This window comes from Streptomyces sp. LX-29 (assembly GCF_029541745.1).
Taxonomy (GTDB): domain Bacteria; phylum Actinomycetota; class Actinomycetes; order Streptomycetales; family Streptomycetaceae; genus Streptomyces.
In genome coordinates, this window is sequence record NZ_CP089746.1 from 2,020,986 (window position 1) to 2,045,816 (window position 24,831).

21 protein-coding genes are annotated in these 24,831 nt (G+C 70.7%); 3 read left to right on the top strand and 18 right to left on the bottom strand.

What is annotated here, in order from left to right; translation table 11 throughout:
* Positions 1–91: 91 nt before the first annotated feature.
* Together LRS74_RS08590 and eccD are read right to left on the bottom strand one after the other, a co-directional pair.
* Complete coding sequence (locus LRS74_RS08590) at positions 92–1,897, bottom strand: PQQ-binding-like beta-propeller repeat protein (RefSeq protein WP_277740448.1); 1,806 nt, start codon at positions 1,895–1,897, stop codon at positions 92–94.
* 114 nt (positions 1,898–2,011) lie between these two features.
* Positions 2,012–3,481, bottom strand: a complete 1,470-nt coding sequence (gene eccD / locus LRS74_RS08595) for a type VII secretion integral membrane protein EccD (protein ID WP_277740449.1) — start codon at positions 3,479–3,481, stop codon at positions 2,012–2,014.
* A gap of 162 nt (positions 3,482–3,643) precedes the next feature.
* Between eccD and eccCa the strand changes: the two genes are divergently transcribed.
* Positions 3,644–7,603, top strand: a complete 3,960-nt coding sequence (gene eccCa, locus LRS74_RS08600) for a type VII secretion protein EccCa (protein WP_277740450.1) — start codon at positions 3,644–3,646, stop codon at positions 7,601–7,603.
* Between the two features lie 307 nt (positions 7,604–7,910).
* On the opposite strand, the gene LRS74_RS08605 is transcribed toward eccCa, so the two are convergent.
* The 16 genes from LRS74_RS08605 to eccB form a co-directional block, all read right to left on the bottom strand.
* A complete protein-coding gene (locus tag LRS74_RS08605) occupies positions 7,911–8,840 on the bottom strand; it encodes an SUKH-3 domain-containing protein (protein ID WP_277740452.1) in 930 nt (309 codons plus the stop codon).
* Positions 8,837–9,226 (bottom strand): YwqJ-related putative deaminase, encoded by a 390-nt coding sequence (locus LRS74_RS08610; protein WP_277740453.1) that lies wholly within the window; start codon positions 9,224–9,226, stop codon positions 8,837–8,839. The genes LRS74_RS08605 and LRS74_RS08610 overlap by 4 nt, the downstream gene beginning before the upstream one ends.
* Entirely contained in the window at positions 9,219–9,695 is a 477-nt protein-coding gene (locus tag LRS74_RS08615) for an SUKH-3 domain-containing protein (protein ID WP_277740454.1), read from the bottom strand. Before LRS74_RS08615 ends, LRS74_RS08610 begins: the two co-directional genes overlap by 8 nt.
* 57 nt (positions 9,696–9,752) lie before the next feature.
* Positions 9,753–11,513: a YwqJ-related putative deaminase gene (locus tag LRS74_RS08620; RefSeq protein WP_277740455.1), complete on the bottom strand. Its 1,761-nt coding sequence runs from the start codon at positions 11,511–11,513 to the stop codon at positions 9,753–9,755.
* A gap of 149 nt (positions 11,514–11,662) precedes the next feature.
* Positions 11,663–12,019: a hypothetical protein gene (locus LRS74_RS08625; RefSeq protein ID WP_277740456.1), complete on the bottom strand. Its 357-nt coding sequence runs from the start codon at positions 12,017–12,019 to the stop codon at positions 11,663–11,665.
* 67 nt (positions 12,020–12,086) lie between these two features.
* The gene (locus LRS74_RS08630) at positions 12,087–12,824 is read right to left on the bottom strand and encodes a hypothetical protein (protein WP_277740458.1); all 738 of its coding nucleotides are present in this window, start codon (positions 12,822–12,824) and stop codon (positions 12,087–12,089) included.
* Positions 12,825–12,850: 26 nt separating this feature from the next.
* A complete protein-coding gene (locus LRS74_RS08635) occupies positions 12,851–13,153 on the bottom strand; it encodes a hypothetical protein (RefSeq protein WP_277740459.1) in 303 nt (100 codons plus the stop codon).
* 21 nt (positions 13,154–13,174) lie between these two features.
* A complete protein-coding gene (locus LRS74_RS08640; RefSeq protein WP_277740460.1) occupies positions 13,175–13,963 on the bottom strand; it encodes a hypothetical protein in 789 nt (262 codons plus the stop codon).
* A 222-nt stretch (positions 13,964–14,185) separates the two neighbouring features.
* Entirely contained in the window at positions 14,186–14,419 is a 234-nt protein-coding gene (locus tag LRS74_RS08645; RefSeq protein WP_144381787.1) for a DUF397 domain-containing protein, read from the bottom strand.
* A gap of 81 nt (positions 14,420–14,500) precedes the next feature.
* Entirely contained in the window at positions 14,501–15,907 is a 1,407-nt protein-coding gene (locus LRS74_RS08650) for a S8 family serine peptidase (protein ID WP_277740461.1), read from the bottom strand.
* A gap of 95 nt (positions 15,908–16,002) precedes the next feature.
* Complete coding sequence (locus LRS74_RS08655) at positions 16,003–17,535, bottom strand: hypothetical protein (RefSeq protein ID WP_277740462.1); 1,533 nt, start codon at positions 17,533–17,535, stop codon at positions 16,003–16,005.
* 20 nt (positions 17,536–17,555) lie between these two features.
* Positions 17,556–18,005: a hypothetical protein gene (locus tag LRS74_RS08660; RefSeq protein ID WP_277740464.1), complete on the bottom strand. Its 450-nt coding sequence runs from the start codon at positions 18,003–18,005 to the stop codon at positions 17,556–17,558.
* A 110-nt stretch (positions 18,006–18,115) separates the two neighbouring features.
* A complete protein-coding gene (locus LRS74_RS08665) occupies positions 18,116–18,400 on the bottom strand; it encodes a WXG100 family type VII secretion target (protein WP_277740465.1) in 285 nt (94 codons plus the stop codon).
* A gap of 42 nt (positions 18,401–18,442) precedes the next feature.
* The gene (locus LRS74_RS08670) at positions 18,443–18,799 is read right to left on the bottom strand and encodes a WXG100 family type VII secretion target (protein WP_277740466.1); all 357 of its coding nucleotides are present in this window, start codon (positions 18,797–18,799) and stop codon (positions 18,443–18,445) included.
* A 247-nt stretch (positions 18,800–19,046) separates the two neighbouring features.
* Positions 19,047–20,465: a type VII secretion-associated serine protease mycosin gene (mycP, locus tag LRS74_RS08675; protein WP_277744659.1), complete on the bottom strand. Its 1,419-nt coding sequence runs from the start codon at positions 20,463–20,465 to the stop codon at positions 19,047–19,049.
* A 122-nt stretch (positions 20,466–20,587) separates the two neighbouring features.
* Positions 20,588–22,195 (bottom strand): type VII secretion protein EccB, encoded by a 1,608-nt coding sequence (eccB, locus tag LRS74_RS08680; protein WP_277740467.1) that lies wholly within the window; start codon positions 22,193–22,195, stop codon positions 20,588–20,590.
* Positions 22,196–22,478: 283 nt separating this feature from the next.
* On the opposite strand from eccB, the gene eccE reads away from it, so the two are divergent.
* Together eccE and LRS74_RS08690 are read left to right on the top strand one after the other, a co-directional pair.
* Positions 22,479–23,747: a type VII secretion protein EccE gene (gene eccE / locus LRS74_RS08685; RefSeq protein ID WP_277740468.1), complete on the top strand. Its 1,269-nt coding sequence runs from the start codon at positions 22,479–22,481 to the stop codon at positions 23,745–23,747.
* Positions 23,747–24,640, top strand: coding sequence for a hypothetical protein (locus tag LRS74_RS08690; protein WP_277740469.1), 894 nt, complete (start codon positions 23,747–23,749; stop codon positions 24,638–24,640). Before eccE ends, LRS74_RS08690 begins: the two co-directional genes overlap by 1 nt.
* The last annotated feature ends 191 nt before the right edge of the window (positions 24,641–24,831 follow it).

Consider the following 24,831-nt stretch of genomic DNA (forward strand, 5'->3'; position numbering starts at 1 on the left):
AAGGCTCCGGGGGCGCGTACACAAACGGCCGTCACACAGCGTACCAGTCTCCGGGACGGTGCGCCCCGGAGAATCGGCGCGCGGCGGGCCGTCACGGCCCGAAGGCCATGATCAGATTGCCTGGTTCGCCGGTGCCCGACGTGTCGCGCACATGGTCCGCGGCGATGTAGAGGCGACCGTGCTCATAGGCGTACATCGCGTCCTCGAAGCCGCTCTCCGCCTCCGCCGTGGCCGCGGGGTGGCGCAGCAGGGTCCTGGGTCTCCCGCCGTCCGGGCCGATGCCGACGACTCCGCCCGCCGTCCCGGCCGCGGGGAACCGATAGGCGACGAGGTCGTCTCCCTCGGTGCGCAGCGGGCGCATGGCCTGACCGCCGGTGTGCCACTTCCGTCGGCCGGTCCCGAGGTCGTACGCCTCGATGTCGTTGGTGCGGGTCTCGCCGCTGTCGTGGATCTCGGTGCTCAGGTAGAGCGTGTCGGCGGTGGCGACGGCGCCCTGGCAGCCGTCGAGGACGCTGGTGAAGGTGTCGTTCTGGTCGCAGTGGAGTTCGTAGTCCGGGGCCCGGGTGTCCAGGACGGCGCGCTCGGTGCCGCCCTCGGTGAGGGAGCGGAAGCGGACCGACTCCGCGTCTCCCCTCCGGGCGGTGCTGACGACCACGGGGGAGGTGGACAGGACCCGGGCGACCTCGTGGCCCTTGGGCAGGCGGTAGGTCCAGGCGATTCTCCCCGAAGGAGTGATCTTCTGGAGCTTCGCGGTGTTGTCACGGCAGGAGTAGGCGCGCAGCAGGACCTCTCCGCCCGCGTAGCCGCCCACCGAGCAGGCGGGGCTGAGGGGGTCGAGGCCGACCTCCTCCCCGTCGCTCGCCCTGACGAGGGCCGAGCCGCCGGTCCAGGTCAGCCCGACGAGGTCGCCGCTCTGGGCGATCGACAGGTCGGTGTGGCCGCTGGCCCAGACGGGGCCCTTGGGGGCGGGCCGGTCCCAGAGTTTGGCGCCCTTGTCCAGGTCGACGAGGGCCAGCCGGCTGCACGCGTTCTTCCCGGGGCCTTCGTAGGCGATCACGACCTTGCCGGCGGTCCGCAGGGCGGGCGTCGCGCAGATGCGCTTCGGGAAGGCGATGGCCCAGCGCTCGGCGCCGTCGTCGGCGCGGCCGACGAGCCGGTTCTGCTCGGTCTTGACCACGTGGTCGTCGCGCACCCAGAAGCCGGGGAGGGCGACGCCGCTGCGGGGGACGTCGGGGGCGGGCGTCTGGAAGAGCACCCTGGCCTCGCCGGGGCGGCGGACGGCGTTGGGGTCCCGCGTCGGGGTCCGGCCGGCCCCGCTCGGGGTGGGTTCCGTCGTCGGCCGGTCGTCGTGCCGGGTGGCCGGTGCGGTGTCGGGACGGGCGAGGGGTCGCCCGGGGGCGTCGCCTCCCCCGCCGAGCACCGCCCACACGCCGCCGCACGCGGCCAGCGCTAAGGCCAGGGCCCCGCAGACGACCAGCGCCGTACGCCTCCGGCCCGGGCCGCGCCGCGGTCTGCCGGCGCCGGTGTGCGGCACGCCGGTGTGCGGGACCGACGGCGGTCCGTACGGGGAGGGTGCGGGCGGTCCGGGTGCCGGCGGCGGGCCGAAGCCCGGGGGCGGTAGGGGCGGCGCCGACGGGGGCGGGCCGCCAGGGGCCGGCGGTACGGCCGGATCCGACGGGGGCGCGGCGGTCGGTCCGGTTCCGACGGCCGGAGCCGGCGGCGCCGACGCGGGGTCGGCGGTGGGGCCGACGGTCGGGGTGAGCCCCGTGCCCCAGGTGTTCACCCCCGTCTGCCACTTCTGCGGCGCGCTGTCGTCCGCCGGCGCCGCGGGCCACCGCGGGGCGCCGAAGCCGGGCGGAGGACTCTCGTCACCGGGCCGGTGGGGCGGCGGGGGCATCGCGGTCACCTTTCTCGCTGGGGCCGGGGCCGGGCTCCGGCGCGCCGCCGTACGGGGTGGGCGCGCCGCCGTACGGGGTGGGCGCCCCGCCCCGCACACGGCACGCCGCAGGGCCTAAGCGGTCATCTCGCGCGCCCTGCTGTAGACGTCCAGCACCGCCAGGCACAGCGGCACCAGCGAGAGCAACAGCGCCCCCTCGGTCAGGTCGGAGACCCGGCCCCAGAACGGGGTGAGGCCCTTCTTGGGGACGATCAGCCCGATGGCGGTGATCAGGGCGGCGCCGACGGCGACGCCCGCGGCCAGCCAGACGGTCCTGATGTGCATCTCGGCGCCGTTGCCCAGCAGCAGCTCGTGGACCTTGGCGAGCGGGGGGTTGAGCGAGAGTCCGAGGATCAGCAGCGCGAGGGCGGAGATCCCGGCGCCCAGGACGGTGGAGACCTGGGAGGTGTAGCGGAACAGCCGGGCGCGCAGCAGCATCGCCAGGCCGCCGGCGAGGGCGAGCAACTGGCCCCACATCGACCCGGAGAAGCCGAGGACCGCGGCCGAGACCACGACCACCGCGGAGCAGCCGCCGAGCAGGCCCAGCAGCAGCTCATGGCCGCGGCGCGCCTGGAGCGCGATGCGCTCGGCGTCGACGGGCTCGGCCGACAGCGGCCCGTCCTGGTCGGTGTCCAGCTCGACGCGGCCGACCGCGCCGCGCGGTGCCACATAGCCGATGGGCAGCCGGGCGACGCGGGCCGAGAGGCCGGGCAGGAAGGCGATGGCGCCGATCGCGACGGCGGTGCTGACCGCCGCCGTGTTGGTGGCGCTGGCCTCGGTGAGGATCTGCAGGAACGAGGCGAGGGTGCCGAACGCGGAGAGCAGCACCGCGGCGACGAACGGGGCGTCACCGACCGGTGTGGCGGCGACCAGCGCCACGGACACCACCAGGACGCAGGCGCAGCCCAGCAGGAACTGGAGCCGGCCGACCCCCTCCCCCTCGTCGAGTTCGAGGATGCCGGATCCGGCGATCATCACATGGGGGAGCGCGGCCAGCCCGAGCGCGACGGCGGAGCCCCGGTCCCCGTACACCCGGGCCCGCACGCCGGCGAAGACCGCGAGCAGCAGGCCGAAGACGGCGGCGATGACACCGGGCGGGCTGTGCATGTCGTGTCGCACCGGGTCGGCGTACCAGAGCACGAAGCCCATCAGGACCAGCAGCAGCGAGCTGCCGGCCAGGGCCGAGTTGCGCAGGAAGCGCTCGTTCCACAGGGTGCGGTCGCGGGCGACCGCGGCGGCTATCGCATCCGACACGTCGTCATGGACGGCGGGCGGGAGGGACTGCGCGAAGGGGCGCAGCGAGAGCAGGTCGCCGTCGAGGACGCGCTGGGCGGCGAGCGACCGGTGGCCGTCCAGGACGCTGCCGTCCCGGCGCACCAGGTGATAGCCGACCGGAGCCGCCTCGGACTGCGTCTGACCGGTCAGACGCAGGATCTCCGGATACAGGTCCGCCAGGGCGATGTCGTCCGGCAGGGCGACATCGATCCGGCTGTCCGGTGCGACGACCGTCACTCGGCAGAAACCGGTCGTTGTGGTCGAACTCACCTGCTGGGCTCCCTCATTCGCTGTCGCGCATGGTGCGGGAGGTCACCCTACCGGGCGGCCTTCGGATGGTGTCCACGTAGGATCACCAGACGTCGAGCGCGAGCGCCGCCACGGGGGCGCCGGTCCAACCGTCCAGCCCACGCCGAGGGATTGATAACGCCGGTGAGTCAGATCATCGTGAAGCGACCGCCTCGGGTCACGCCACCCGAGATGCCCGCGGATGAACTGCGGCTCGAAGCCCCTCCCGAGCTCCCGCGCGGGCAACAGGAGGGCATGGCCATGCAGCTCCTGCCGATGCTCGGCATGGGCTCCTCCGTGGTGTTCTTCTTCATGCCGAACACCCACCCCTTCATGCGCATCATGGGCGCGATGATGCTGGTGTCGACACTGGCCATGGTCATCGCGCAGGTGGTCCGCTACCGCAAGGGTTCGCAGGGCGAGACGGTGGAGGGCCGCCGCGACTACCTGAAGTACCTCGCCAAGACCCGACGCAAGGTGCAGCGCACCGCGCGGGCGCAGCGGGACGCCCAGTTCTTCCTGCACCCCAGCCCGGAGCAGCTGTGGGCGCTGGTGGCCGAGGGCAGCCGGCTGTGGGAACGCCGCATCGGCGACAACGACTTCGCGCAGGTCCGCATCGGGCTGGGGCCGCAGGAACTGTGGACGCCGCTGGTGGCGCCGGAGACCGCGCCGCTGGACGAGCTGGAGCCGCTGTCCGCGGGTGCCTTGCAGCAGTTCGTGGCCACCCACAACTCGCTCGACGGGCTGCCGATGGCGGTCTCGCTGCGCGCCTTCTACCGCCTCACCGTCTCCGGGGATCCGGAGCCGGCGGCCTCCTCCACGCGGTCGTTGGTGGCGAGCCTGGCCGCGCTGCACTCCCCCGACGACCTGATGATCGCGGTGGTGGCGGCGAACAGCGCCGCGGAGCGCTGGGACTGGGTGAAGTGGCTGCCGCACACCCAGGTCCCCGGGACCGTCGACGGCGCCGGCAGCAAGCGGCTGTTCAGCGACAACCTGCCCGAGGTGGAGGAGCTGCTGAAGAGCCGGCTGGAGGGGCGGCCGCGGTTCAACCCCGACGGGCAGACGCTGTTGGACCAGCCGCACGTGGTGGTGGTCCTGGACGGCGGGCTGGTGCCGCCGGACTCGCTGCTGGCGGCCCAGGAGGGGCTCCAGGGCGTGACCCTGGTGGAGCTGGCGCCGGGGCTGCCGGACGAGCCCCGCGGCGGGCTGAACCTGATCGTCCGCCCCGGTCAGCTGCGGGTCGAGTCGGGCGGCGCGGTCTACCGCGGCACCCCGGACGAGCTGACGCTGGAGGCGGCCGAGGCGCTGGGGCGGCAGCTCGCCCCGCTGCGGATGAGCGCCGGCGGCGAGGACGACGAGCCGCTGCTGGCCAACCTCGAGTTCACCGACCTGCTGGGGCTGGGCGACGCCGCCGCGGTCAACCCGGACACCGCCTGGCGGCCGCGCTCCACCGCGGAGCGGCTGCGGGTGCCCATCGGCGTCGGCGAGGACGGCTCGCCGGTGATGCTGGACCTGAAGGAGGCCGCGCAGGAGGGCATGGGCCCGCACGGCCTGTGCGTGGGCGCGACCGGCTCCGGAAAGTCCGAGCTGCTGCGCACCCTGGTGCTGGGCCTCACGGTCACCCACTCCTCCGAGACCCTCAACTTCGTGCTCGCCGACTTCAAGGGCGGCGCGACCTTCGCCGGCATGGCCCACCTGCCGCACGTCGCCGCGGTCATCACCAACCTCGCCGACGACCTGACGCTGGTGGACCGCATGCGCGACTCCATCACCGGTGAACTCCAGCGCCGCCAGGAGCTGCTGCGCTCCGCCGGCAACTACGCCAACCTGAACGACTACGAGAAGGCGCGCGCCGCCGGCGCCCCGCTGGAGCCGCTGGCCTCCCTCGTGCTGGTCATCGACGAGTTCAGCGAGCTGCTCACCGCCAAGCCCGACTTCATCGACATGTTCATCCAGATCGGTCGGATCGGCCGTTCGCTGGGTGTGCACCTGCTGCTCGCCTCCCAGCGGCTGGAGGAGGGGCGGCTGCGCGGCCTGGACACCTATCTGTCCTACCGGATCGGTCTGCGCACCTTCTCCGCCGCCGAGTCCCGCACCGCGATCGGCGTACCCGACGCCTACCACCTGCCGTCGATCCCGGGCTCCGGCTATCTGAAGTTCGGCACCGACGAGATGGTCCGCTTCAAGGCCGCCTACGTCTCGGGCACCTACCGGGCCTCCACCACCGCGGTCATCTCCGGCGGCGCGCTGCCCACCGACCGCCGTCCGGTGCTGTTCACCGCGGCCCCGGTGCCGATGCGCTACGTCGAACCCGACCCGGACTTCTCGTACACCCCGGACACCACGGACGACGCGCTCGCCGACACCGTCCTCGACGTCATCGTGCGCTGCCTGGAAGGGCAGGGCCCGGCGGCGCACCAGGTGTGGCTGCCGCCGCTGGACGACGCGCCGTCGCTGGACCAGATCCTCTCCCCGCTGGCCGTCACGCCGGAGCGCGGACTGCACGTCTCGGGCTATGCGCGCAGCGGTGGTCTCACGGTGCCGCTGGGCATCGTGGACAAGCCCTTCGAACAGCGTCGCGACATCCTGTACCACGACTTCTCCGGCGCGGCCGGTCACATGCTGATCGTCGGTGGTCCGCGCTCCGGCAAGTCCACCCTGCTGCGCACCCTGATCGGCTCCTTCGCGCTCACCCACACCCCGGCCGAGGTGCAGTTCTACGGCCTCGACTTCGGTGGCGGCGGCATGATGGCCGTCGAGGGGCTGCCGCACGTCGGCGGGGTGGCGTCCCGTCTCGACCCGGAGAAGATCCGCCGGACGATCGCCGAGGTCACCGGCATCCTCAACCAGCGCGAGGAGTTCTTCCGGGACAACAGCATCGACTCGATCAGCACCTACCGGCAGCTGCGCGCCGCCGGTCGGCTGCCGGGCGAGGCATGGGGCGACGTCTTCCTGGTCATCGACGGCTGGCAGTCGTTCAAGACCGACTACGACATCCTGGAGCCGGTCGTCTCCGACCTCGCCACCCGCGGTCTGGGCCTCGGCGTGCACCTGATCGCCACCGTCACCCGCTACATGGAGATGCGGGCCGGGCTGAAGGACCAGCTGCTGGGCCGGCTGGAGTTCCGCCTCGGCGACCCGTTGGACTCCGAGTTCGACCGCAAGGTCGCGGCGAACGTGCCGGTCGGCGCGCCGGGCCGCGGTATGAACCAGCAGAAGCTGCACTTCCTGGCCGGTCTGCCGCGCATCGACGCCTCCTCGGACGGCGCCGACGGCCTGGCGGAGGGCACCGCCGCGTTCGTCACGGCTTCGGTCGAGAACTGGCCGGGGCCGCACGCCCCGCGTGTCCGGATGCTGCCGCGGATGCTGCCGGCGCAGGAGCTGCCGGGCGGAGCCGAGGAGCCGGGGCGCGGCGTCGCCGTCGGCATCGACGAGATGCACCTCAAGCCGGTGTTCTTCGACTTCGACGCCGACCCGTTCCTCGCGATCTACGGCGAGACCGAGTCCGGCAAGACCGCGCTGCTGCGGCTGCTCATCAAGCAGCTCACCGAGCGGTACACCCCGGAGGAGGCGCTGTTCATCGTCGGCGACTACCGGCGCAGCCTGCTGGAGTGCGTGCCCGAGCCGCACCTGGTCGGCTACGCCACCACGCAGAACGCGTTCGAGAAGTACATCGCCGACATGAACGCGCTCATCGCCAGCCGCATCCCGGGCACCGACGTCACCCCGCAGCAGCTCCGCAACCGCAGCTGGTGGAAGGGCCCGCGCGCGTTCATCGTGGTCGACGACTACGACCTGGTCGGCACCAGCTCCGGCAACCCGATGGCGCAGCTGGTGGACAACCTGCCGTACGCGCGGGACGCGGGCGTCAACATCATCATCGCCCGCAACACCGCGGGCGCCGGCCGCTCCTCGTACGAGCAGTTCATCCAGCGCTTCAAGGAGTTGGGTGCCCAGGGCGTCCTGCTGTCCGGCTCCCCCAGCGAGGGCGAGCTGATCGGCCCCGTCAAAGCGCGACCGCTGCCGCCGGGCCGCGCGCTCTTCGTCCCGCGCCGGGGCGGGGCATCGCTGATCCAGACGGGCTGGCTGCCGCCGCAGGACTGAGCGCCGGCGGCCGGGGCCGCCCGGGATACGGAAACGCCTCGCGGCCCATCGCAGCGCATGCGCTGTGGTGGGCCGCGAGGCGTTTGCCGCGTACGGAGTGGCAGTGGGGGCGAGCTCGGGAGCGCCAGGCCGTGCCGGGCTGTTCGTCGGGGCCCGGGACTCGGGCGGGGGGCGTCGGGGACGTCCGGGACGTCGGGGGCGTCGGAACTCGGGCGGGCCGTCGGGACTCGGGGGCGTCGGGACGCGGGCGGGAAGCGTCGGGGACGTCGGGGCACGCGCCGGGCCGCGCCCGGAGGAGGGAGGGGCCTCAGGAGGCGCGGCCGGCCGCGTACCGCTCGATCTCGTCCGCGGCGGCGGCCAGGGCGGGCCGCGCGGCGGCGTCCAGGGCGAGCCGGGTGGGGGTGGTCATCCGCACGGTGAGCCCCTCGTCACCGGGGCCGCCCGTGGCCACGGAACAGCTCACACCACCCCGTGCCCCGGCCTCCGGGAGCAGCTCCAGGGAGATCATCGCGCTGCCCAGCGGCGCGCCTTGGGCCTGTTGCCGGATGTCCTCCGCCAAGGGCTCGGCGTTGGCCTCCAGCGCCCCCGGCCGCAGCCGGAACTCCTGGTCGAGGTGGAGCTGGCCGAAGCCTCGGAAACCGACGGCCCGCGCGTGCAGCGCCTGTGTCGTCAGCACCCCGTGCCGATGCAGCACGTACGCCAGCACCAGGGCGGTCTTCACCAGGTCGGGGACGAGGTCCTCGCCCGGGGCGCGCGCCGCCGACCACCGCCGGTGCCCGGGCGCGGCCCGGCGCGGGGCGTGCCCCTCGGCCAGAGCGGTGAGCCCGGCGGCCACGTCGTCGCCCAGCAGCCACCAGCCGCTGAGGTCGCGGGCGAACAGCCGCCCCTCCTCGTCGACCGCCAGCAGCGCGTCGGCGTCCGTCCGGCCGAACGGGAAGAGGCGCCGGCCGAGCTCCGCGCCGAACACCGCGAGGGTGTCCAGGGCGTGGTGGGCGAGCGCCGGATCGATGACGCACCCGGTGGGGGCGACGTCGACGCCGGGACCGGCCGGGGCGATGGTGAGCCCGTGGAACTCGCGTACGGCGCGGACGGCGGCGGGGAACGGCTGCCAACCGGGGTCCCCGTAGCGCGCCAGGGCGCTCGCCGTCGGCAGCAGGTCCAGCAGGGCGCGCTCCCCGGCGTCCCGGCCGGGATGCCAGCCGGAGGCCGTCAGGGCCTGGTGCTGTATGACGCTCATGACTCCAGGATCTTCACTCCGAGCCGCTCCAGCAGCGCGGAGCAGGACCGGCAGGGCAGAGTGGTGCGGCCGTGGTCCGGGTCGCCGTCCTCGCGGATCAGCTTGGAGATGCTCACCGCCCCGACGAAGTGCGGCACCGCCTCGGCGAGCGTGGTGTGGCCGCCGTCGGCGCGTGCCTCGTCCAGACCCCACAGCTGGTCGGAGACGAGCGCGGACTCGGCGCAGTAGCCGAGGAAGGGCTCGCGGAGGGCCACGGGGAGGGCGTCGAAGAACTCCCGTACGGCGGGGTGTAGATCGGGCGTGCCCTCGCCGACCAGGTTGGTCTGGCTGTGGATGGTGCCCTGGACCAACAGGCTGGCGGCGACCCCGAAGGCGGTGTCAGACAAAGAACTCCTCCGCGTCCTCGTGGGCACCGGTCAGCAGGCTGCTCAGGACCTCGTACTTCCCGTGCCCCAGATAGTACGGACCGGACCAGTGGGTGTAGAAGAAACGGTTGAGCGGGTCGATGAGGACGACGCCGTTCTCGATCCGCTCGAAGGCCACGGGGAAGAGCGGCTGCCGCAGGTCGTCGGAGAGCTCCTTGATCGCCTCCGCGTCGCCCTCGCTGAAGAACCGGGCGGCGAAGACGCAGTGTTCGGTCCGCTCGCCGAAGGGGCGCTCCAGGTCGAGGAGCGCGAACTCGCGGAGGAAGGTGACGGCGGCCGGGGAGGGGGTGGCCGAGCAGCCGCGGGCCGCGAGCCCGGCGGTGGTGGCCCGCATGAGCTCCGCCGCCTCGGCGCCGGCGTCCCGTCCCGGCTGCCAGCCGGCCGCGCGCAGGCGCGTCTCGATCTCTTCGTGGGTGAGCTGGGGAGACACTGCTTTCTCGTCCTTGTTCCGATGTGGGCTGGATGTCATGCGGACGGTGCCGCGGCCCTACTTGACGACCCTGATGCCCAGGGCCGGCAAGGCATGTTTACAGGAATTGCACGCCGGAAGGTGATCGCCCCTCGAGAGAACCTTGTTCCCCGTCTCGCGATCAATCACATCATCGATGGTGCGCGTGTCCATCACGCCCCCCTCCAACAGCTTTCTCGCCTCCTTGGGGTCGGTGATCTGCCCGGTGGGGTCGAGCTTGTGCAGCCGGTCCGAGAGCAGCGCGATCTCGGCGCACTGCCCATGCCCCTTCCCGGTCTCGACTCCCGAGTCCTTGATGTCCTGGTAGAGCCGGTTGAGCGCCGGGTGGACGTCCGGGGTCTGCTTCCGAATCGCCTCCTCCCGCGCGTCGCCCTCCAACTGCTTGGAGATCTTCTTCTTCTGGAAGCTGGTGTGCGAGGTGATCTCGCCCTGGTGCAGAAAGCTTCCGGCGCAGCCGTCGGTGCGCCGGCTCTTGCCGACGTCCGTCACCCCCTTGGCCTCCGGCGGAATCTCCCGGCGGGAGTCCTCGATGAGCTTGTCCGTCCGCTCCCGGAGCTTGTCCTCCTGCTCCTTCTGGGACAGACCGTTCACGTTCACCGAGTCCAGCCGGTGGTGGCGGGTCTCCCGGGCGGTGCGGCCGTGCCAGTTCGGCGGGTCGTCGCCGTTCGAGCCGTTGCCACCGCCGCCCGGGCCCTTGCCGCCGCCACCGCCGCCGGGGCCCTTGCCGCCACCGCCGCCTCCGGAGCCGTCGGAGTCCTTGCCCACGTCCGGCTTGCGGACCCCGGCGAAGCTGTCGCGGGCCTTCTTGTTCTGGTCCTTCTGCGCCCCGCCCGCCTTGTCGAGGGCGGTTCCGACGTCGCCCAGGTGCTTCTTCAGCTGACCGTGGGAGTCGCCGATCGTCTTGATCGCCTTCTCGAAGGCGTTCTCGACGACCTGCGCCAGGTCGCCGCGCCCCTTCGTACGGTTGAAGTGGCCGCGCCCGAGCCGGAGGTGACCGCTGCCCTTCTCGTCCAGATGGAACGAGTGGCTGTGCACGCGCGAGGCGAAGCGGCCGTGCTCGTAGTCGTCGAACTCCAGGTCGGCCAGACCACCCGGAGCGCCGGCGCTGGCCAGCACCAGACCCCCGCCGCCGTCCGCGCTGGCGAGTTGCATGCCTTCCTTGCCCGCCTTGGCGGTCTGGTTCAGGTCGACGCCGTCCTGGATCCCCGCGGCGTCGGCGGCGACTTGGACCACGAGGTCCGTCGCCATGTTCTCCAGCGCGGCGAAGACCGGGCCGGTGACGACCGCGAGCACCTGCTCGGCGGCGACCTCGCCCGCCTCCTTCAGCAGCCGTTTGACGACGGTACGGGTGAGCGCCACGCCGGCCAGCGCCCCGAGCTCGGACAGGCCCAGGGTGAACGGCGCCGCGATCTGTGCCGCGGTGACCTCGGCGGCGAGGATGCCCAACTGCACGATCGCCGCCAGTTTGGCGCCTTCGACGACGTAGGCCGCCCCCTCCAGCGCCCCGGCCAGCAGCCGACTCGCCTCGGCGAGGTTGTGCAGGTGCTTGCCGTTGAGCTTGTTCACATGGGCGTTGATGGCGGTGGCCATCTCACCCTTGTTGGTGGAGATCAGCCGGTTCAGCGCGGTGTTGGTGTCACCCCGACCCGTGTCGACGGCCTCTGCGAAGCTTTGCAGCGACTTGGCCGTCTCGCGGTAGTCGTCCTCGTCGACGTTCGGCCAGGTGACGCCGATCAGATCGAGGACCATCGCCAACTCGTCCGGTAGGACGACTCCCATCCCCCGTACCCCCATACCTTGCTGATACAGCCATGTACGGAGTGAAGGACGTCGCTCTCCGGGGCGACAGTTCCCTGTTGATCATGAATTACGCAGGTGGGGCGGCCCGTCACCCTGAGGTGATGGACCGCCCCTGTGGCGCGTGGAGTTCACAGCTCCCTGATGAGCTTGCGGGCCACGTCCGGCGGGAGCCAGAAGTACTGCAGCCTGACCTGGCGTACGGCGCTCGCCTCTCCCCGTTCGTCCCGCGTCCGGCGGAGCGCCGCGGTGTCCACCGAGGCCCGCAGCTCATCGAACGAGGCGAACCGTCCGGCGTACCAGTCACGCTGCTTTCTGCGCCGCGCGTACACCTCGGCCCATCCCGGGCAGAAGATCGCGACCAGGCAGAGGACGACGATCACCAGCGGCGGAGGCAGCTGGACGGCGTCGTCGGTGAGCACGGGCAGCCACAACCAGCCGAGCGAGCTCAGTCCGGCCCCCCAGAGGGCCACTCGTGGTCCGTACACGGCTTCACTCCCCGCCTTCACGGTGATGACGGCTCAGGACATCCCCGGCACGCGTCGCTTCGGTGGATCAGGCCGTGCCCACCGGCCACTTGCCGTCGGGGAAGTTGGTGTTGTCGCTGGCCTCGCCGGTGAGCGTGGCCCTGTCCGACCACTGGGCGGTGATCACGGCACCGAGGGCGGCCACCGCCCCCCAGAAGACGACCCCTCCGACCGCCACCTCTCCGGCGACGAGCAGCCCGGCGGGAGCGAAGCCGACCACGGAGGCGGCCGCCGCCGACGCGGCCATCAGCGCCGGGATCAGCTGGACGAGGAAGGTGCCGATCGCCGCGTAGAAGGTGACCCCCGCCGCCGCGCAGAGCTTCAGCGAGCCCGCGATCTTGTCCGCGCTGGTGCCGATCTGCCCGGCGGCACCGGACTGGGTGTAGACGGCGTCGGTGTAGGCGCTGGCACCCTCGCCCTTCCACTCCTTGGGGGCCTTGAGGTTGAACTTCTGCGTACTGGCAGCGACGCTGGTCGCCTTCCCCCGGATCTCCTCCCCCTCCCAGGTGACGGCGTCCATGAACATGATGACCGGGGCGGCCACGCCCTTGAGGAAGTCGAGGATCTTTTCGACGATCCAGTTGATGCCCTCGATGACCTTGTTGCAGACGCTGATCAGCATTTGGGCGACCGGGTTGGGCACGTACCACTGGTTGGCCGTGTGCTCCACCTTCGGGCCGAGCTTGGTCGTCGTCGTCTGCATCGTGGTGAGGCCACCGTTCATCTTGTCGATGATGGCCTGGAACTGCGCCTGGTTGAATCCCATGAGATCTCCCCGTTCTCCCGGCTCGCCTAGTACGCGTCCTTCACGGACTTCGTCGTCTCGGTCTCTTGGTCGTCGTATGCCTTCGCGTTCTTGACCAGTGCGTCCGCGATCTCCGACATCCGGCTCTTGCCTTCGCCGCAGCGGGCCGACAGATGGTCGATGGCATCCGTGTACGGGCCGTGGATCATCTGGAACACGCCCCATTCGAGCCGGGTCGGCGTCATGCCCTTGATCTTCGTCCCGACCTCACCGATCGCCGTGGACTGCTTGTCCCACATGCCCGCGTCGGTGCGTATCGCGTCGGTGATGACTTTGAGGCCGTCACTCAAGGCTCTTCATCCTTCCGGAGGTCAGTTGAGGAAGCGTTGCGGGTTGTTGAGGATCGCCAGCGCCTCGTCCATCACGCCGCTCAAGTGGAGGTTCGCGAGTCCCGCCGCGCCGGCGCTCTCGGACTGTTCGGCCTTGGTAAGGGCCTGGGCCAGCGCCTCGTCGAGCGCCTTGCCGAGCCGGACAGCCGTCTGCTGGGCGGCCCACTGCGGGTCCACCTCACAGGAGACGAGGCCGTGCTGGGACAGGGTGATGCTGACCCGGCGGCCCGCGGACTCCCCCTTGACCTCGGGTGGCGCGAACGAGTCCTCGCTCGCGCCCTCAAGCATGTCGAAGCCGGTCAGCACGTCCTCCATCACCTGGTCCAGGGGCCGCGGAACGACATGCCGCAGATCCCGCTCGGGCATGCCGGCGGGCGGGAGACCGAACGCCGCTCCCGAACCCGAGTACGTACTGGCGGCGGGCGCGGAGCCGAGCGCACCGCGGAGATCGCCGACCCGCTCCGCCCGGCGCTCCCAGCCCATGTCGGTGAGCGACCGGGACCAACGCTCCATCCAGTCGCTCATCGCGGACCCGTACGCCTCGACGACGGCCTGTCCGATGCTCTCGGGATCCTGTCGACGCTGCCAGTCGGAGGCCACATCGATCGACTCCGGCAGCCCCTTGGTGCCGAGTCGGACACGGACGGCGCCCTGCGCGTCCATGCCTTCCGCGCGCTCCGGCGTCAGGCTGTTGATGTCCGACATGAATTGCTGCAGATTCCGCATGTAATCCTGGAATTTCTGCAACTCGCGAAAGATGTCGTCAGCCATACTTCCCCCTGTCTGGCCGGTCACAAGGTCTTTTGTGCCCTTGTGTCCAGCGACCAAGAAGCACCGCTTGTTGACCTTCGATTTTGCACACGTTAGCACGTTCTTAACGCCACAGGGGAACCCTTGTTCCCATCACCACAGGGTCATGACCTTTGCATCATTCCTGTGACAGAAAAGGGTTGACATCGCGTCGCCGGCCACACACCTCAAGCCCGCTTCATCTCACTCGACGTCGAACTCCCCGTCCCGAGCACCGAGCACGAAGGCCGTCCATTCCCGCTCGGTGTAGCGCAGCACGGTACCCGGGTCGGCCGACGACCTCATCGCCACCGCCCCGCCCGGCAGATACGCAATCTCCACTCGCTCCTCCGACTCGGCGGTCCCCGGCGCGCCCACCCACTCGACATCGGAAATGTCGAGGGCGTACAGCTCGGCCTTCTCCTGCGCGTCAGCCATCAGTTCTATTTCCCTTCAACCGGCTCGGCCCCCACCGCCTCGTGAGAGACGATGAGGGCCAAGGAAACGGGGCGATATCTGCTATTGGTCCTGCCGCGGAGGCGCCGTCGGCGGCTGCGGCGGATGGGGGAACTGCTGCCCATACGGCGGCGGTGGCCCCTGCGGGTGCTGCGGAACGTGGGGCGCCGGGGGTGCGTACGGCGCGTGCTGCGCACCCGGCGGGTACGGGTACGGGTACGGCGGCGCGCCGGCGGCGGGGGGTGCGCTCTGCGCACGGGCGGCCTTACGGCGCCGAACCACCGCCCGCACTCCGAAGAACGCTGCTACGCAGACGCCGACCGCGCCGACGACCCTGCCGGTGCTCTCAGCCGGATCGCTACCGGAGCCGCTGGCGGAGGAGTCGACCGTCTCGCTCTTCTCACCCTTCTCGCCCGGCGACGCCGGAGCCGGCTTCTTGGAGGCGGACGGCGAAGGCGACTTGCCGTCCGACGAGCGCTTCTCGTTGAGCTCCACGAGCGGATTGACGTCGGCGGGGCCCGGGTTGCCCTTGTTCTCCAGCACGTTCAGCCGAGGCCGGACGGAACCGTAGCCGAGATAGCGGCTGGGAAGGGGCGGATCCGGCTTCCCCGCGGTCTCGATCATGACCCGAAGGACCTGGTTCCCGGTCCAGTCGGGGTGTTTGGCCCAGATCAGCGCGGCGGAGGCGGAGGCGAGGGCGGTCGCTTGGCTGGTGCCGCCGCTGCGGCAGTAGCCGGGCTTGTTGTCCATGCAGCGGACGGGAATATCGTCGCCTGGAGCGGAGAGGCCGATGTGCGGACCGTAGCTTGAGAGTTTGGCCCACTTGAATTGTGGATCATAGGCGCCAATGGCGGCTACACCGTTGGCAGCCGCCGGGTACTCGACATAGTTTCCACTATCTCCACTGTTCCCCATCGCCGCAAAAATCAGCTTGCCCCGTTTGACGGCATAATCAACTGCCTGCTGAATTCTGGTGCGATTCCTCTCTTCGAGTATAGGATGCCCAAGGGAGATATTAATGATCTGGGCATCACTGTCAGCAGCATACCGAATCGCCTTTACAAGCACGGGAACACTGTTGGTTCCTGACTCATCCTCCGATCGGAAGACTGTGATTGGCAGAATCTTCGCACCAGGAGCAAGGCCCTTGATGCCCTGACCATTGCGGCCATTACCCGCGATAAGCATGGACATTGCGGTCCCGTGGCCGGCGGCGTCATGGTGAGCATCCCTCTGAGGGTTGAAGACATTCATCCCCTTAAGGACTTTACCTTGAAGCTCCGGTTCGGAAGCGTTCACACCGCTATCAATCACAGCTACCGTGATGCCCTTACCTGTGCTGACCTTCCACATTCTCTCGGCCTGCATCTTGTCCAGGTACCACTGCCGCTCACGCATGGTCTCCGCCGAAGCGGAGGGCGCAAATGCGCCACCGACGGTGAGCAAGGAGGCGAGCAAGGGAATTGTCATTCGCGCTCGTCGAAGCGAACGCCTGTACGTTGCCTTCATCCCACCTACTCGCGTTCTCTGCTCACCGTCAGCGGACACTAACTGCTGGTCTCGCCCTACTCGATGACGGGAGGGACGATGTCATCCCTTCCGGTGATCCACGTCTCCTCGTCCTCGAGCTGACGCTGGCGCGTAGCCTGATCATCTCGGTTCGAGCGACGCTGCCCGGCAGAGCCGCCAAGAGGCGCCCCCGCGAGGCCGTTCGCGCCGATCACGCCACGCCCGAGCGCCGTGCCCCCAGAGCCGACGGTGCGTCCAGTGGCGCCGACTGCTCCAGAGCGGCCGCCGACAATCCCCGATCCGCCGCCCATCACAGGGGCACCACGACCCATGGTCTGCGGAGGAACTCCGATGGCACCTCCACCGGGAACGCCTCGCACCGACCCCGTCGGCCCCTGCGGGCTCGGCATGCCCACGATGGGCTTGCCAACCGGAGAGGTTTGCGGCGTAAACGGGGTGACCGGCGGGAGAGGTGCCTTACCCAGCGGGCCTGGAATGGAAGGAACCCGCGATGGTCCCGGCCCGGGAAGGGTGGGCACGGTACGGCGACCACCCGGCATCGGAAGGCCCGGGATGGTTGGCAACTGCGGGGGCCCACCAGGAATGCTGGGAGGGGTCCCAGGACCGGGCTGGGGAAGTGAAGGACTCGGCGGTGTGGGCGTAGTCGGAACCGTGGGCGTCTCGGGAACGTGCACGCTGTCGAGATCCGTGTTGCCTTCCGGAATGCTCGGGATCTCCGGGACCCGACCAGGACCGGGGTCAGGCTTGGGCACGTCCCCGGGGTTTTCCGGAGAGGGCAAGTCGTTACCCGGAGAGGGCAATTCGACACCCGGAAGGGGCACGTCGCGGCCCGGCTTGGGGAGATCTCGAACGTCCCCGAGAGGGGGTACTTCTCCGCCGGGTCCCGGAGATCCGGGGTTCGCAGGGACGGAGTTGACGTGGTAGTTACCAGTCGACCCCCCGCCCGCTCCGCCAGAGACACCCCCAGCCGATCCACGGGGGGAGCCGTAGCTCTCCTGCCAGCCTGCGTTTCGCGTGTCCGCCACCGTCGAATCCGGCAACGGCTTGAACACCGGCTCGTTCGACGCCTGCGCGGTGATGTCGTTCTCAGACATCAGGTAGTAGGAGGCCAGCTTGTACATCACGGGAAGGGCTTCATCCCGTGCCTTGTCGACCTTCTCGAGGCGAGCCTTTTCCTTGTCCGCATCCCCATAGCACGTCAGCAGACCACTGGACATCGAGGTCAGCTGGGTCTTGGCGTTGCCGAGCGCCCCGCCCGCGGTCTCCATGGCGGAGCCGACGTTGCCGACCATCTCCGCCATCTTCAGCACCTGCTTGGCGAAGTCGTCGCCCCACTCGCGGAAGGCGTTTCCGCCCTCGCCCTCCCACGTGACGTTGCCCGCCCGTTGCTTGAGCAGGTTGCCGATCTTCTCGAACTCCCCCTTGGCCTTGGTGAGGGCCTCACCCTTCCGGATGATCTCACCGGAATCGGCACTCATGACCATGCCGACCATGCTCTCGAAGGAAGTGTTCTCAAAACCCTGTACGTAGTAGCAAGCGTCCAGCGGCGGCAGCTTCTTGTCGCCCACGTCACTATCCCCCGTTCGCCTCAGGCGCCCTTTTTGCCAAGGTCTTCATCGCCACCGGCCTTGCCCTTGCCGGATTCCGGCGCGTCCTTCTTACCGTTCTGCTTCTCCCAGGCCTCGTAATAGGCCTTGCTGCTCGCCTGGATCTGCTGCAGCCGCTGGGCGTGTTTCTGGTCGGTCGCCTGGTAGTCGCCGTCGGCCAGGCCGACCGCGATGCCCATCGCCTCCAGCTGCTCGCCCAGCATCTTCGAGAGCTGTTGGAGCTTCAGGTGCATGGTGCTGTAGGCGGTCGCCAGCGTGGGCGACTGCGGGAGTGAGCCGTATGCCGTGGCGGCGACCTTCTGCTCGCCGATACGCGTGTGGTTGGCGTCGGACTCGCCCAGTTCGAGCAGGAGCTTGTCGACCTTCTTCTTGAACTCCTGCAGTGAGTCGCTGGGAGCGTCCACCTTGCCCTTTGGGGCCGATTCTCCCATGAAGCACCTCCCCTAGTGCCTGATGCCTAACAGCCGTGAGTGTGGGATGTGCGTCAGCGCACATCCCACACTCATCGGCGGTCTTGATGTTCCGTGGAGGTCAGCCGACCTCAGAGCGAGGTGAAGCGGCGGCGCTGGGCGTCGTCGGTGTCCTGGTAGCCCGTGACGGCCTGGTTGAGCTTGGTCGCGATCGTGCCGAGGGTGTCGTGCATGTTCGTGACCCGCGTGTCCCAGTCGCGCTGGCGGTCGTGGAACGCCTCCTTGGTCTGACCCTCCCAGTGGGCGACCTGAGCCTCGACCCGCCTCTTGAGCGAGTCGAGCTCCCGCTGGAGGTCGTCGGCGGTCTTCTGGACGTCGCCGGCGGCCTTGGTCACGACCTCGTACGTAATCTTCATGAGCTTTGAGTCTCCTGGACGTGAATCGAGCTGGTGGACGGGTTAGGAAGCCTGGAAACGGTCGAGAACACCGTTGCTGCCCAGGCCGCCGGGCACGCTCGCGTCGACGCCCTTCCAGGCGTTCAGCCGCTCGATCTCGTGCTCGTCGAAGCCGTCCCGGCTCGCCGACATGGCCTCCTTGGTGAAGGCGAGCATCTCCTTGATGCGCGCGACGTCGCGGTTCACCCGCTCCTGAAGCGCGTTGTACTCACCGGCCGCGACGCCCTTCCAGTGGCCCTCGATCGCGTCGATCACACCGTTGAGGGTGCGGATCTTGCCCTCGATGCTGTCGTGCATCACCCCGAGGTCCTTGATCAGCTCCGTGAGTTCATCGGACTTAGCACCGAACGTACCTGCCACGCTGAACCATCCCCCATGATTTGGATGTTCTCGGGGCGGCCGCCGTCGCGGCGCCCGATAACCATCAGACCGAAGTTGTCAACTCCCACTCTAGCCACCCTCGAAACGCCGAACTACCGGGTAACGGGGGCTGTGACAGCGCTGTTACAGCCAAGGTCAACTTCGGTCTGCCGTACCGTCAGCTTCCTGACACCCCGTCGACCTGCTCCTTTCACGACACCGCCGGGTTCCCCCGGACGGCGTCGCTTCACGACGTCACCGGGTTTCCCGGGCCGCGTCGGCGGCGCCAGTCGCGCAGCACGACGGCCCCGCCGGTGGTGACCGCCACGAGCACGCCGGCCGTCCCGAGCGCGTAGGTGGCCAGGCGTTCGCGGCGCTCCTGCGGGGTCTCTCCCTCGGGGAGCGGGGTCACCTGCGGCGGCTTCACGTCAGCGGCGTGGGGCTTCTCGGCGGTGGGCTTGTCGATCGGGCGCTCGTCGTCGTTGAGGGCCCGAACGGGGTCGACGACGCCCCAGCCGATGTAGCGGTCGCGGCCGTTGACGCCGCGCTCCGCGGTCTGCTCGATCTGCGCCACGACCTGGTGGTTCTTCCAGTCCGGGTGCTTGGCCCGGATCAGGGCGGCGACCCCGGCCACGTACGGGGCGGAGAAGCTGGTGCCGTTGTCGACGCACTGGCCGCCCTTGGGGACGGTGGAGACGATCTCGACGCCGGGCGCGGCCACCCCGATGAAGTCGCCGCTCTGCGAGAAGACGGCGCGCTCGTTGTTGCGGTCGGAGGCGGCCACCGCGAGGACGCCCGGGTAGGACGCCGGGTAGGTCCGGTGCGACTTGCCGTCCGCGCCGTCGTTGCCGGCGGAGGCGACGACCACGATGTCCTCGCCGATGGCCTTGGCGATCGCCAGTTCCAGCTCGGGCGAGGGGCGGCGGCCCGCCGTGTCCTGGGAGATGTTGATGATCTGCGCGCCCTCGGCGATGGCCTTCTCGATGGCCAGCGCCATGGTGCGCGGGGTGCCGGTGCCGCGGGCGTCGTTCTGCTGCAGCGGGATGATCGTGGCCTCGGGGGCGAGCCCGACGAAGCCGGTGCCCGGCCGCGGGCGCGCGGCGATGATGCCGGCGGCCTTGGTGCCGTGGCCGACCTCGTCGTCCGTGCCGTCACGCGGCTTGGGCGGGGGCGGTGGCGGCGGCTTGGGCTTCGGCTTGGGCTTGGATTCGTCCTTCTTCCCGTCCTTGGGGTCCTTGGCGTCGTCCTTCGGCTCCGGCTCGGGCTCGGGCTGCGGCGGGCGCTCGGTCTCCTTCCGCGGCAGGTAGTTCGCGCCGCTGCTCGCGTCGACCGCCGTCTTCAGCTGCGGGTTCTCGTTGTCCACGCCGGTGTCGATGACGGCCACCCGCACCGGTCTGCCGTCGGGGTCGCGCCCCTTGGTGTCCTTCCACAGCTGGTCCAGGACGATCCGCTGCAACGGCCAGGGAGTGCCCTTGATCTGCTTCTTCATCGGGAAGGTGCACTCGCCGTTCCCGTCCAGGGTCGTCGAGGCCGATGCCGGGCCCGGGCCCCGACCGGCCGCGGCGGCCGGCTCGGCCATCCCCAGCGAACCGGTGAGCCCGATGAGGGCGGCCGTGGCCGCCAGTCCCGCGGCCCGGCTCCTGCGCGGCGCCCCGTCCCCGTCCATCCGTGTCACTCGTCGTTCCCTCGCTTCCCCCGTGTTCCCGGCCCCGGCGCCGGTGCCTCCCGACCCCGGTGCCGCCGGTGCCGTCCCTGCCGGCTCTACGGCCACTACCGGCCCTACGGCCACTACAGGCCCTGCGGCTGTCGAGCGCTGTTGGTGTCCAGGCGCGGCCCGATCGGCAGGAACTGCGACCAGTTGGCGGGCACCGGCAGCGGGTCCACGCCTTCGTAACCGAGCCGGGTCTGCGCCTCGTTGGCCTCGGTCTGCGGCTGTGCGGCCGGCGCCGGCGGCTCCTCGTCCGTCGGGCCCTCGCCCTCGGTGCCCTTCTGCTCCGCGCCCACGTCACCGATCTTGGACTTGTCGGTGCTGCTGTCGCTGTTGGCCTGCACCTGATAGCGCAGCCCGGTGTCGGTGACCAGGAAGACCTGTCCGGTCTTGGTGGACTTGCCCTGGATCTGCCGGTAGAGGAGGCCGGTGCCCGGGGTGACATAGGCGCTGGTGGCGCCGTCCATGATGGTCGCCGGGTAGTTCTTGCCGGCCCAGGTGCCCAACCGCGGGGTGGCGTCGGAGCCGACCCCGTCGAGGATGCTGCACACGGTGTCGTGGGCCGCGCCGCCCTCGTTCGGGTCCACGGAGTTGACCTGGCGCGGGCGCTCGACGGGCCAGTTGCGGTCGCCGGAGAACTCCTCCGCGTCCGAGGTGAAGTCGGCCGCGCTGACCTGCTCGGCCTTGCCGTTCTGCTCCAGGTCGGCCAGTTGGCCGCTGCTGAGCAGCAGGTTGGCGACGAAGTCGGAGACGCGGGCGACCTTGCCCTTGAGCACGACGTAGTGCTGCGGGCCGGTGCCGGTGGAGGCGGTGAGCACCATGCCGACCCGGTTGGCGCGCTGCCCCAGGGTGGCCACGCCGGCGTCGGTGCCGACCTCGCCGGGGACCGTGGGGAAGACGATGGGCTGGCCGTCCTTGAGGGTGCCGAGCCAGTCGTCGGTCACCTGCTGCGGGATCGCGCCGTCCGAGAAGAGGGTGCGCAGCAGCAGGTTGTACTCGGGGCCGGTGGCCTCCTGACGGTTCTTCGCGTTGCCGATCAGGTACTTCACCCCGCGCGGGTCCACCAGGTAGCGGGCGCCGGACCTGCCCTGGACGTAGAGCACCTCGGCGCCGCGCAGCCGTTCGGAGCCCTCGACCTTGTCCGCCTCGCGGTCGGCGAAGAGGAAGACCGCCTTCTGGGTGCTGGTGTTGTTGCCGCCGGGCTGTTCGCAGACCGCCCAGTGCTTCTGCTTGCGCGCGTCGTCGGCGGAGGGCATGCGGTCGGGGGCGAACGGGATGCCGAGCGTCGGGCCGCGCGGGATGTCCCCGCTGTCCAGCACCGACTCCTTCACCTTGATGATGCTGGACTTGCCCGGGCTGAGCAGGAGCTTGGCCGAGGCGAGGTTGAGCACCGGGTGGAGCTGCTTCTTGCCGTCGGTCTTCAGCACCACGTAACGGGTGGTGGAGGAGCTGCCGACGATGACATGGGCCTCGGGATCGTCCCAGCCCTTGGGGGCCGGCGGCTTGAACATGCCCCAGGCGCCGAAGCCCGCGAGGATCAGCGCCCCGATGATCAGACCCGGCAGCACCGCGCGCAGCGGGCGCGGCGCGCCTTCCTCGGTGACGCTGAGCGCAGGCTGCAGGAAGGCGGAGATGGTCCGCTTCCGCGCAAAGGTGTAGGCGTTGAGCTCGTCCCGCCGCGATGCCATGTGTAGCCGCTTCTCCCCGGTTGTCGGCCCCAGTTGTCGGCCTCGGTCCGCGGACGTCCGCCGTGCGCACCGTCCCGGACCGGCTCTCTACTATGCCGGTACCCGAGGGGCGGGTGTGATGGGGGTGTCGAGGGGCGGGGCCGATACGCCGCGTTCCGGGAGGGTTTCGGGCAGGGTTCGGGCGCCGGCGGCGCCGTGATGTGTTTCCGATACCGTGACAGCGCGATCAGCCGACCCGCCGCGACGGGTTGTTCCGGATGAAAAGGACAAGGTGGTCTCCCTGATGAGCTCTGCCCCACGCGCGCGCACTCCCGAGCGTGCCGTACCGCGGCAGCCCTCACGCACCACGAGCTTCGGGGCCCCGCGACTGCGGCAGCTGGTGCTGTTCGAGGTCGCGGCCGCCCTGGTGCTGGTCGCCTGGGCCATCTCCCCCTCCCCGCTGCTGGTCGGTCCGGCCGCGGCCGTCGCCGTTCTGCTGCTCGTGGTGGCCGTGTTGCGCCGTCGGCAGCAGCCGGTGCCGGACTGGCTGGCCACCGCGGTGGCGCTGCGCCGTCGTCAGAAGCGCGCCAAGGAGCCGGTTCCGGCCGGCACGGACCCGTCGCTGGCGCCCGCCGTCGAGTGCGATCCGGCGCTGCGTTCGTACGCGTACACCGCGCGCGACCGCCGCGAGATGGGCATGGTGGGCGACGGCACCTTCCTGACCGCCGTGCTCCAGGTGCAGGGCTCCGACGACCCGCTGCGGCCGGGGGCGGCGGATCGTCCGCTGCCGTTGGGGCTGTTGCGGGACGCGCTGCGGGTGGACGACGTCCGGCTGGAGTCGGTGCAGGTCGTCCAGCACACCCAGCCGGCGCCCGCCCCCCACCTTCCGGAGCAGTCGGTGGCGGCCCGCAGCTACGGCCCGCTTCAGGAGCAGAGCGGCGCCCCCGCCGTCCGGTTGACCTGGGTGGCGCTCAAGCTGCACCCGGAGCTGTGCGCCGAGGCCGTCGCGGCGCGCGGCGGCGGTCTGGAGGGCGCGCAGCGCTGTCTGGTCCGCGCGGTCGACCAGTTGGCGAGCCGGCTCGCCGGGGCGGGCTTCGCCGCCAAGGCGTTGGAGGAGGGCGAGCTGGCGGCCGCCGTCGCCACCTCCGCCTGCGCCAACCCTGCCGCCACCGCCCAGGCCGCGCGGGCGAGCACGCCCAACCGTCGCACGGTGGAGACATCGCGCGCCTGGCGCTGTGACGACCGCTGGCACACCACCTACTGGGTCGGCCGCTGGCCGCAGCTGGGCGCGGGCAGCGTGCCGCTGCCGCAGGTGGTCGCGCAGCTCACCTCCGTGCCGGCCCTCGCCAGCACCTTCAGCCTGACGCTGGCGCACGGCGGCGGGCGCGGCTGGGGCGGCGAGCCGCGGGTGAGCGGGCACGTGCGGATCACCGGGCGCAGCGACAGCGAACTCGTCGACGCCCGCAAGACCTTGGAGCGGGTCGCACGGGGCGTCAAGGTCGGACTGGTACGCCTGGACCGAGAGCAGCTGCCGGGCATGCTCGCCACTCTGCCGCTGGGAGGCACTCGCTGATGTCCGCCACGACTTCTCCGACCGCCGCCGGGGCGGCCGGCACCACGGGTACGTCCGGTACTCCGGGGATGCCCGGCGTCACCGGCATGCCCAGCTCCGCGGGTCGCGCCGGTGCCGCGGGGAGGCCCGGTTCCGCCGGAGCGTCGGGGGCCGCGGGAGCGCCCCAGGCGGCCTGCGCCGCGGCACCGCGCCGGGCACGCGCCGGCTTCGGTCTCATCGGTCCGCGCCGCGAGCGGCATGCGCTGTCGGCGGAGCAGTTGGCGGCGATGGCGCTTCCGGTCGGCGACGACGGGGTGACCATCGGGGTCGACGCCCAGGGCGTGCCCGCCGTGCTCGGCTTCAGCCGGCCGGAGCCGTTCGACGCGGTGCTCATCGGCGGGTTGTGGACCGCTCAGGCACTGGCTCTGCGCACCGCGGGCACCGGCGCCCGGATCGCCATCGAGACCGGACGCCCCCACATGTGGGCCAACCTGGTCCAGGCCGCCGGGGGCGGACAGCAGTGCATGACGGTCTTCGACGTCGGCCGCGTGCCGCCGCAGGGGCCGTCGGTGGGCAGCCCGGTGCTGGTGGTGCGGGACTGCGGCGTGCGCCCTCCGCGGGGGCGGGTGTCCGCGCTGCCGTGGCAGGCGGTGCTGACCCTGTTGCCGTATCTGAGCCCGGTCGCGCCGCGACTCCTGGAGAACGCGGACCTGGTGGGCGTGCAGCGCGTCTCCCCCGAGGAGGCGAAGCAGGTCGGCCGGATCATGGGGCTGCCGGAAGCGGACGTGACCGCCCTGTCAACGCTGGGGGACGGCGTCACGCTCTGGTGCAACCGGACCTCCCGGCGCTACGTCATGACGCAGCCGACCGAGGCCGAGACGGGCCTGCTGGGCTCCCCGCGCCGGGTGGACTGAGCCGAACGCGGGGCACTTCCCCGGCGTCCGCCGCGCGCATGACGACAGGTGAAGAGACGCGGTGAGACGTGCTCGAGGCGTGTGCGAGGTGTGCACGAGGTGACGGACGCCCTCCAGGGCGAGACGGGCCTGCCGCCTGGTGCGCAGGGTGATTAGTCTTGTCATACGCGGGCGGAGAACCTGATCACAGG

Coding starts and splice junctions, on each gene's coding strand:
- mycP (WP_277744659.1), bottom strand. CDS start 20,465: ATGGACGGGGACGGGGCGCCGCGCAGGAGCCGGGCCGCGGGACTGGCG.
- LRS74_RS08645 (WP_144381787.1), bottom strand. CDS start 14,419: ATGGCTGACGCGCAGGAGAAGGCCGAGCTGTACGCCCTCGACATTTCC.
- eccB (WP_277740467.1), bottom strand. CDS start 22,195: ATGGCATCGCGGCGGGACGAGCTCAACGCCTACACCTTTGCGCGGAAG.
- LRS74_RS08650 (WP_277740461.1), bottom strand. CDS start 15,907: ATGACAATTCCCTTGCTCGCCTCCTTGCTCACCGTCGGTGGCGCATTT.
- LRS74_RS08665 (WP_277740465.1), bottom strand. CDS start 18,400: ATGAAGATTACGTACGAGGTCGTGACCAAGGCCGCCGGCGACGTCCAG.
- LRS74_RS08605 (WP_277740452.1), bottom strand. CDS start 8,840: ATGAGCGTCATACAGCACCAGGCCCTGACGGCCTCCGGCTGGCATCCC.
- LRS74_RS08590 (WP_277740448.1), bottom strand. CDS start 1,897: ATGCCCCCGCCGCCCCACCGGCCCGGTGACGAGAGTCCTCCGCCCGGC.
- LRS74_RS08640 (WP_277740460.1), bottom strand. CDS start 13,963: ATGGCTGACGACATCTTTCGCGAGTTGCAGAAATTCCAGGATTACATG.
- LRS74_RS08660 (WP_277740464.1), bottom strand. CDS start 18,005: ATGGGAGAATCGGCCCCAAAGGGCAAGGTGGACGCTCCCAGCGACTCA.
- eccE (WP_277740468.1), top strand. CDS start 22,479: ATGAGCTCTGCCCCACGCGCGCGCACTCCCGAGCGTGCCGTACCGCGG.
- LRS74_RS08690 (WP_277740469.1), top strand. CDS start 23,747: ATGTCCGCCACGACTTCTCCGACCGCCGCCGGGGCGGCCGGCACCACG.
- LRS74_RS08620 (WP_277740455.1), bottom strand. CDS start 11,513: ATGGGAGTCGTCCTACCGGACGAGTTGGCGATGGTCCTCGATCTGATC.
- LRS74_RS08630 (WP_277740458.1), bottom strand. CDS start 12,824: ATGGGATTCAACCAGGCGCAGTTCCAGGCCATCATCGACAAGATGAAC.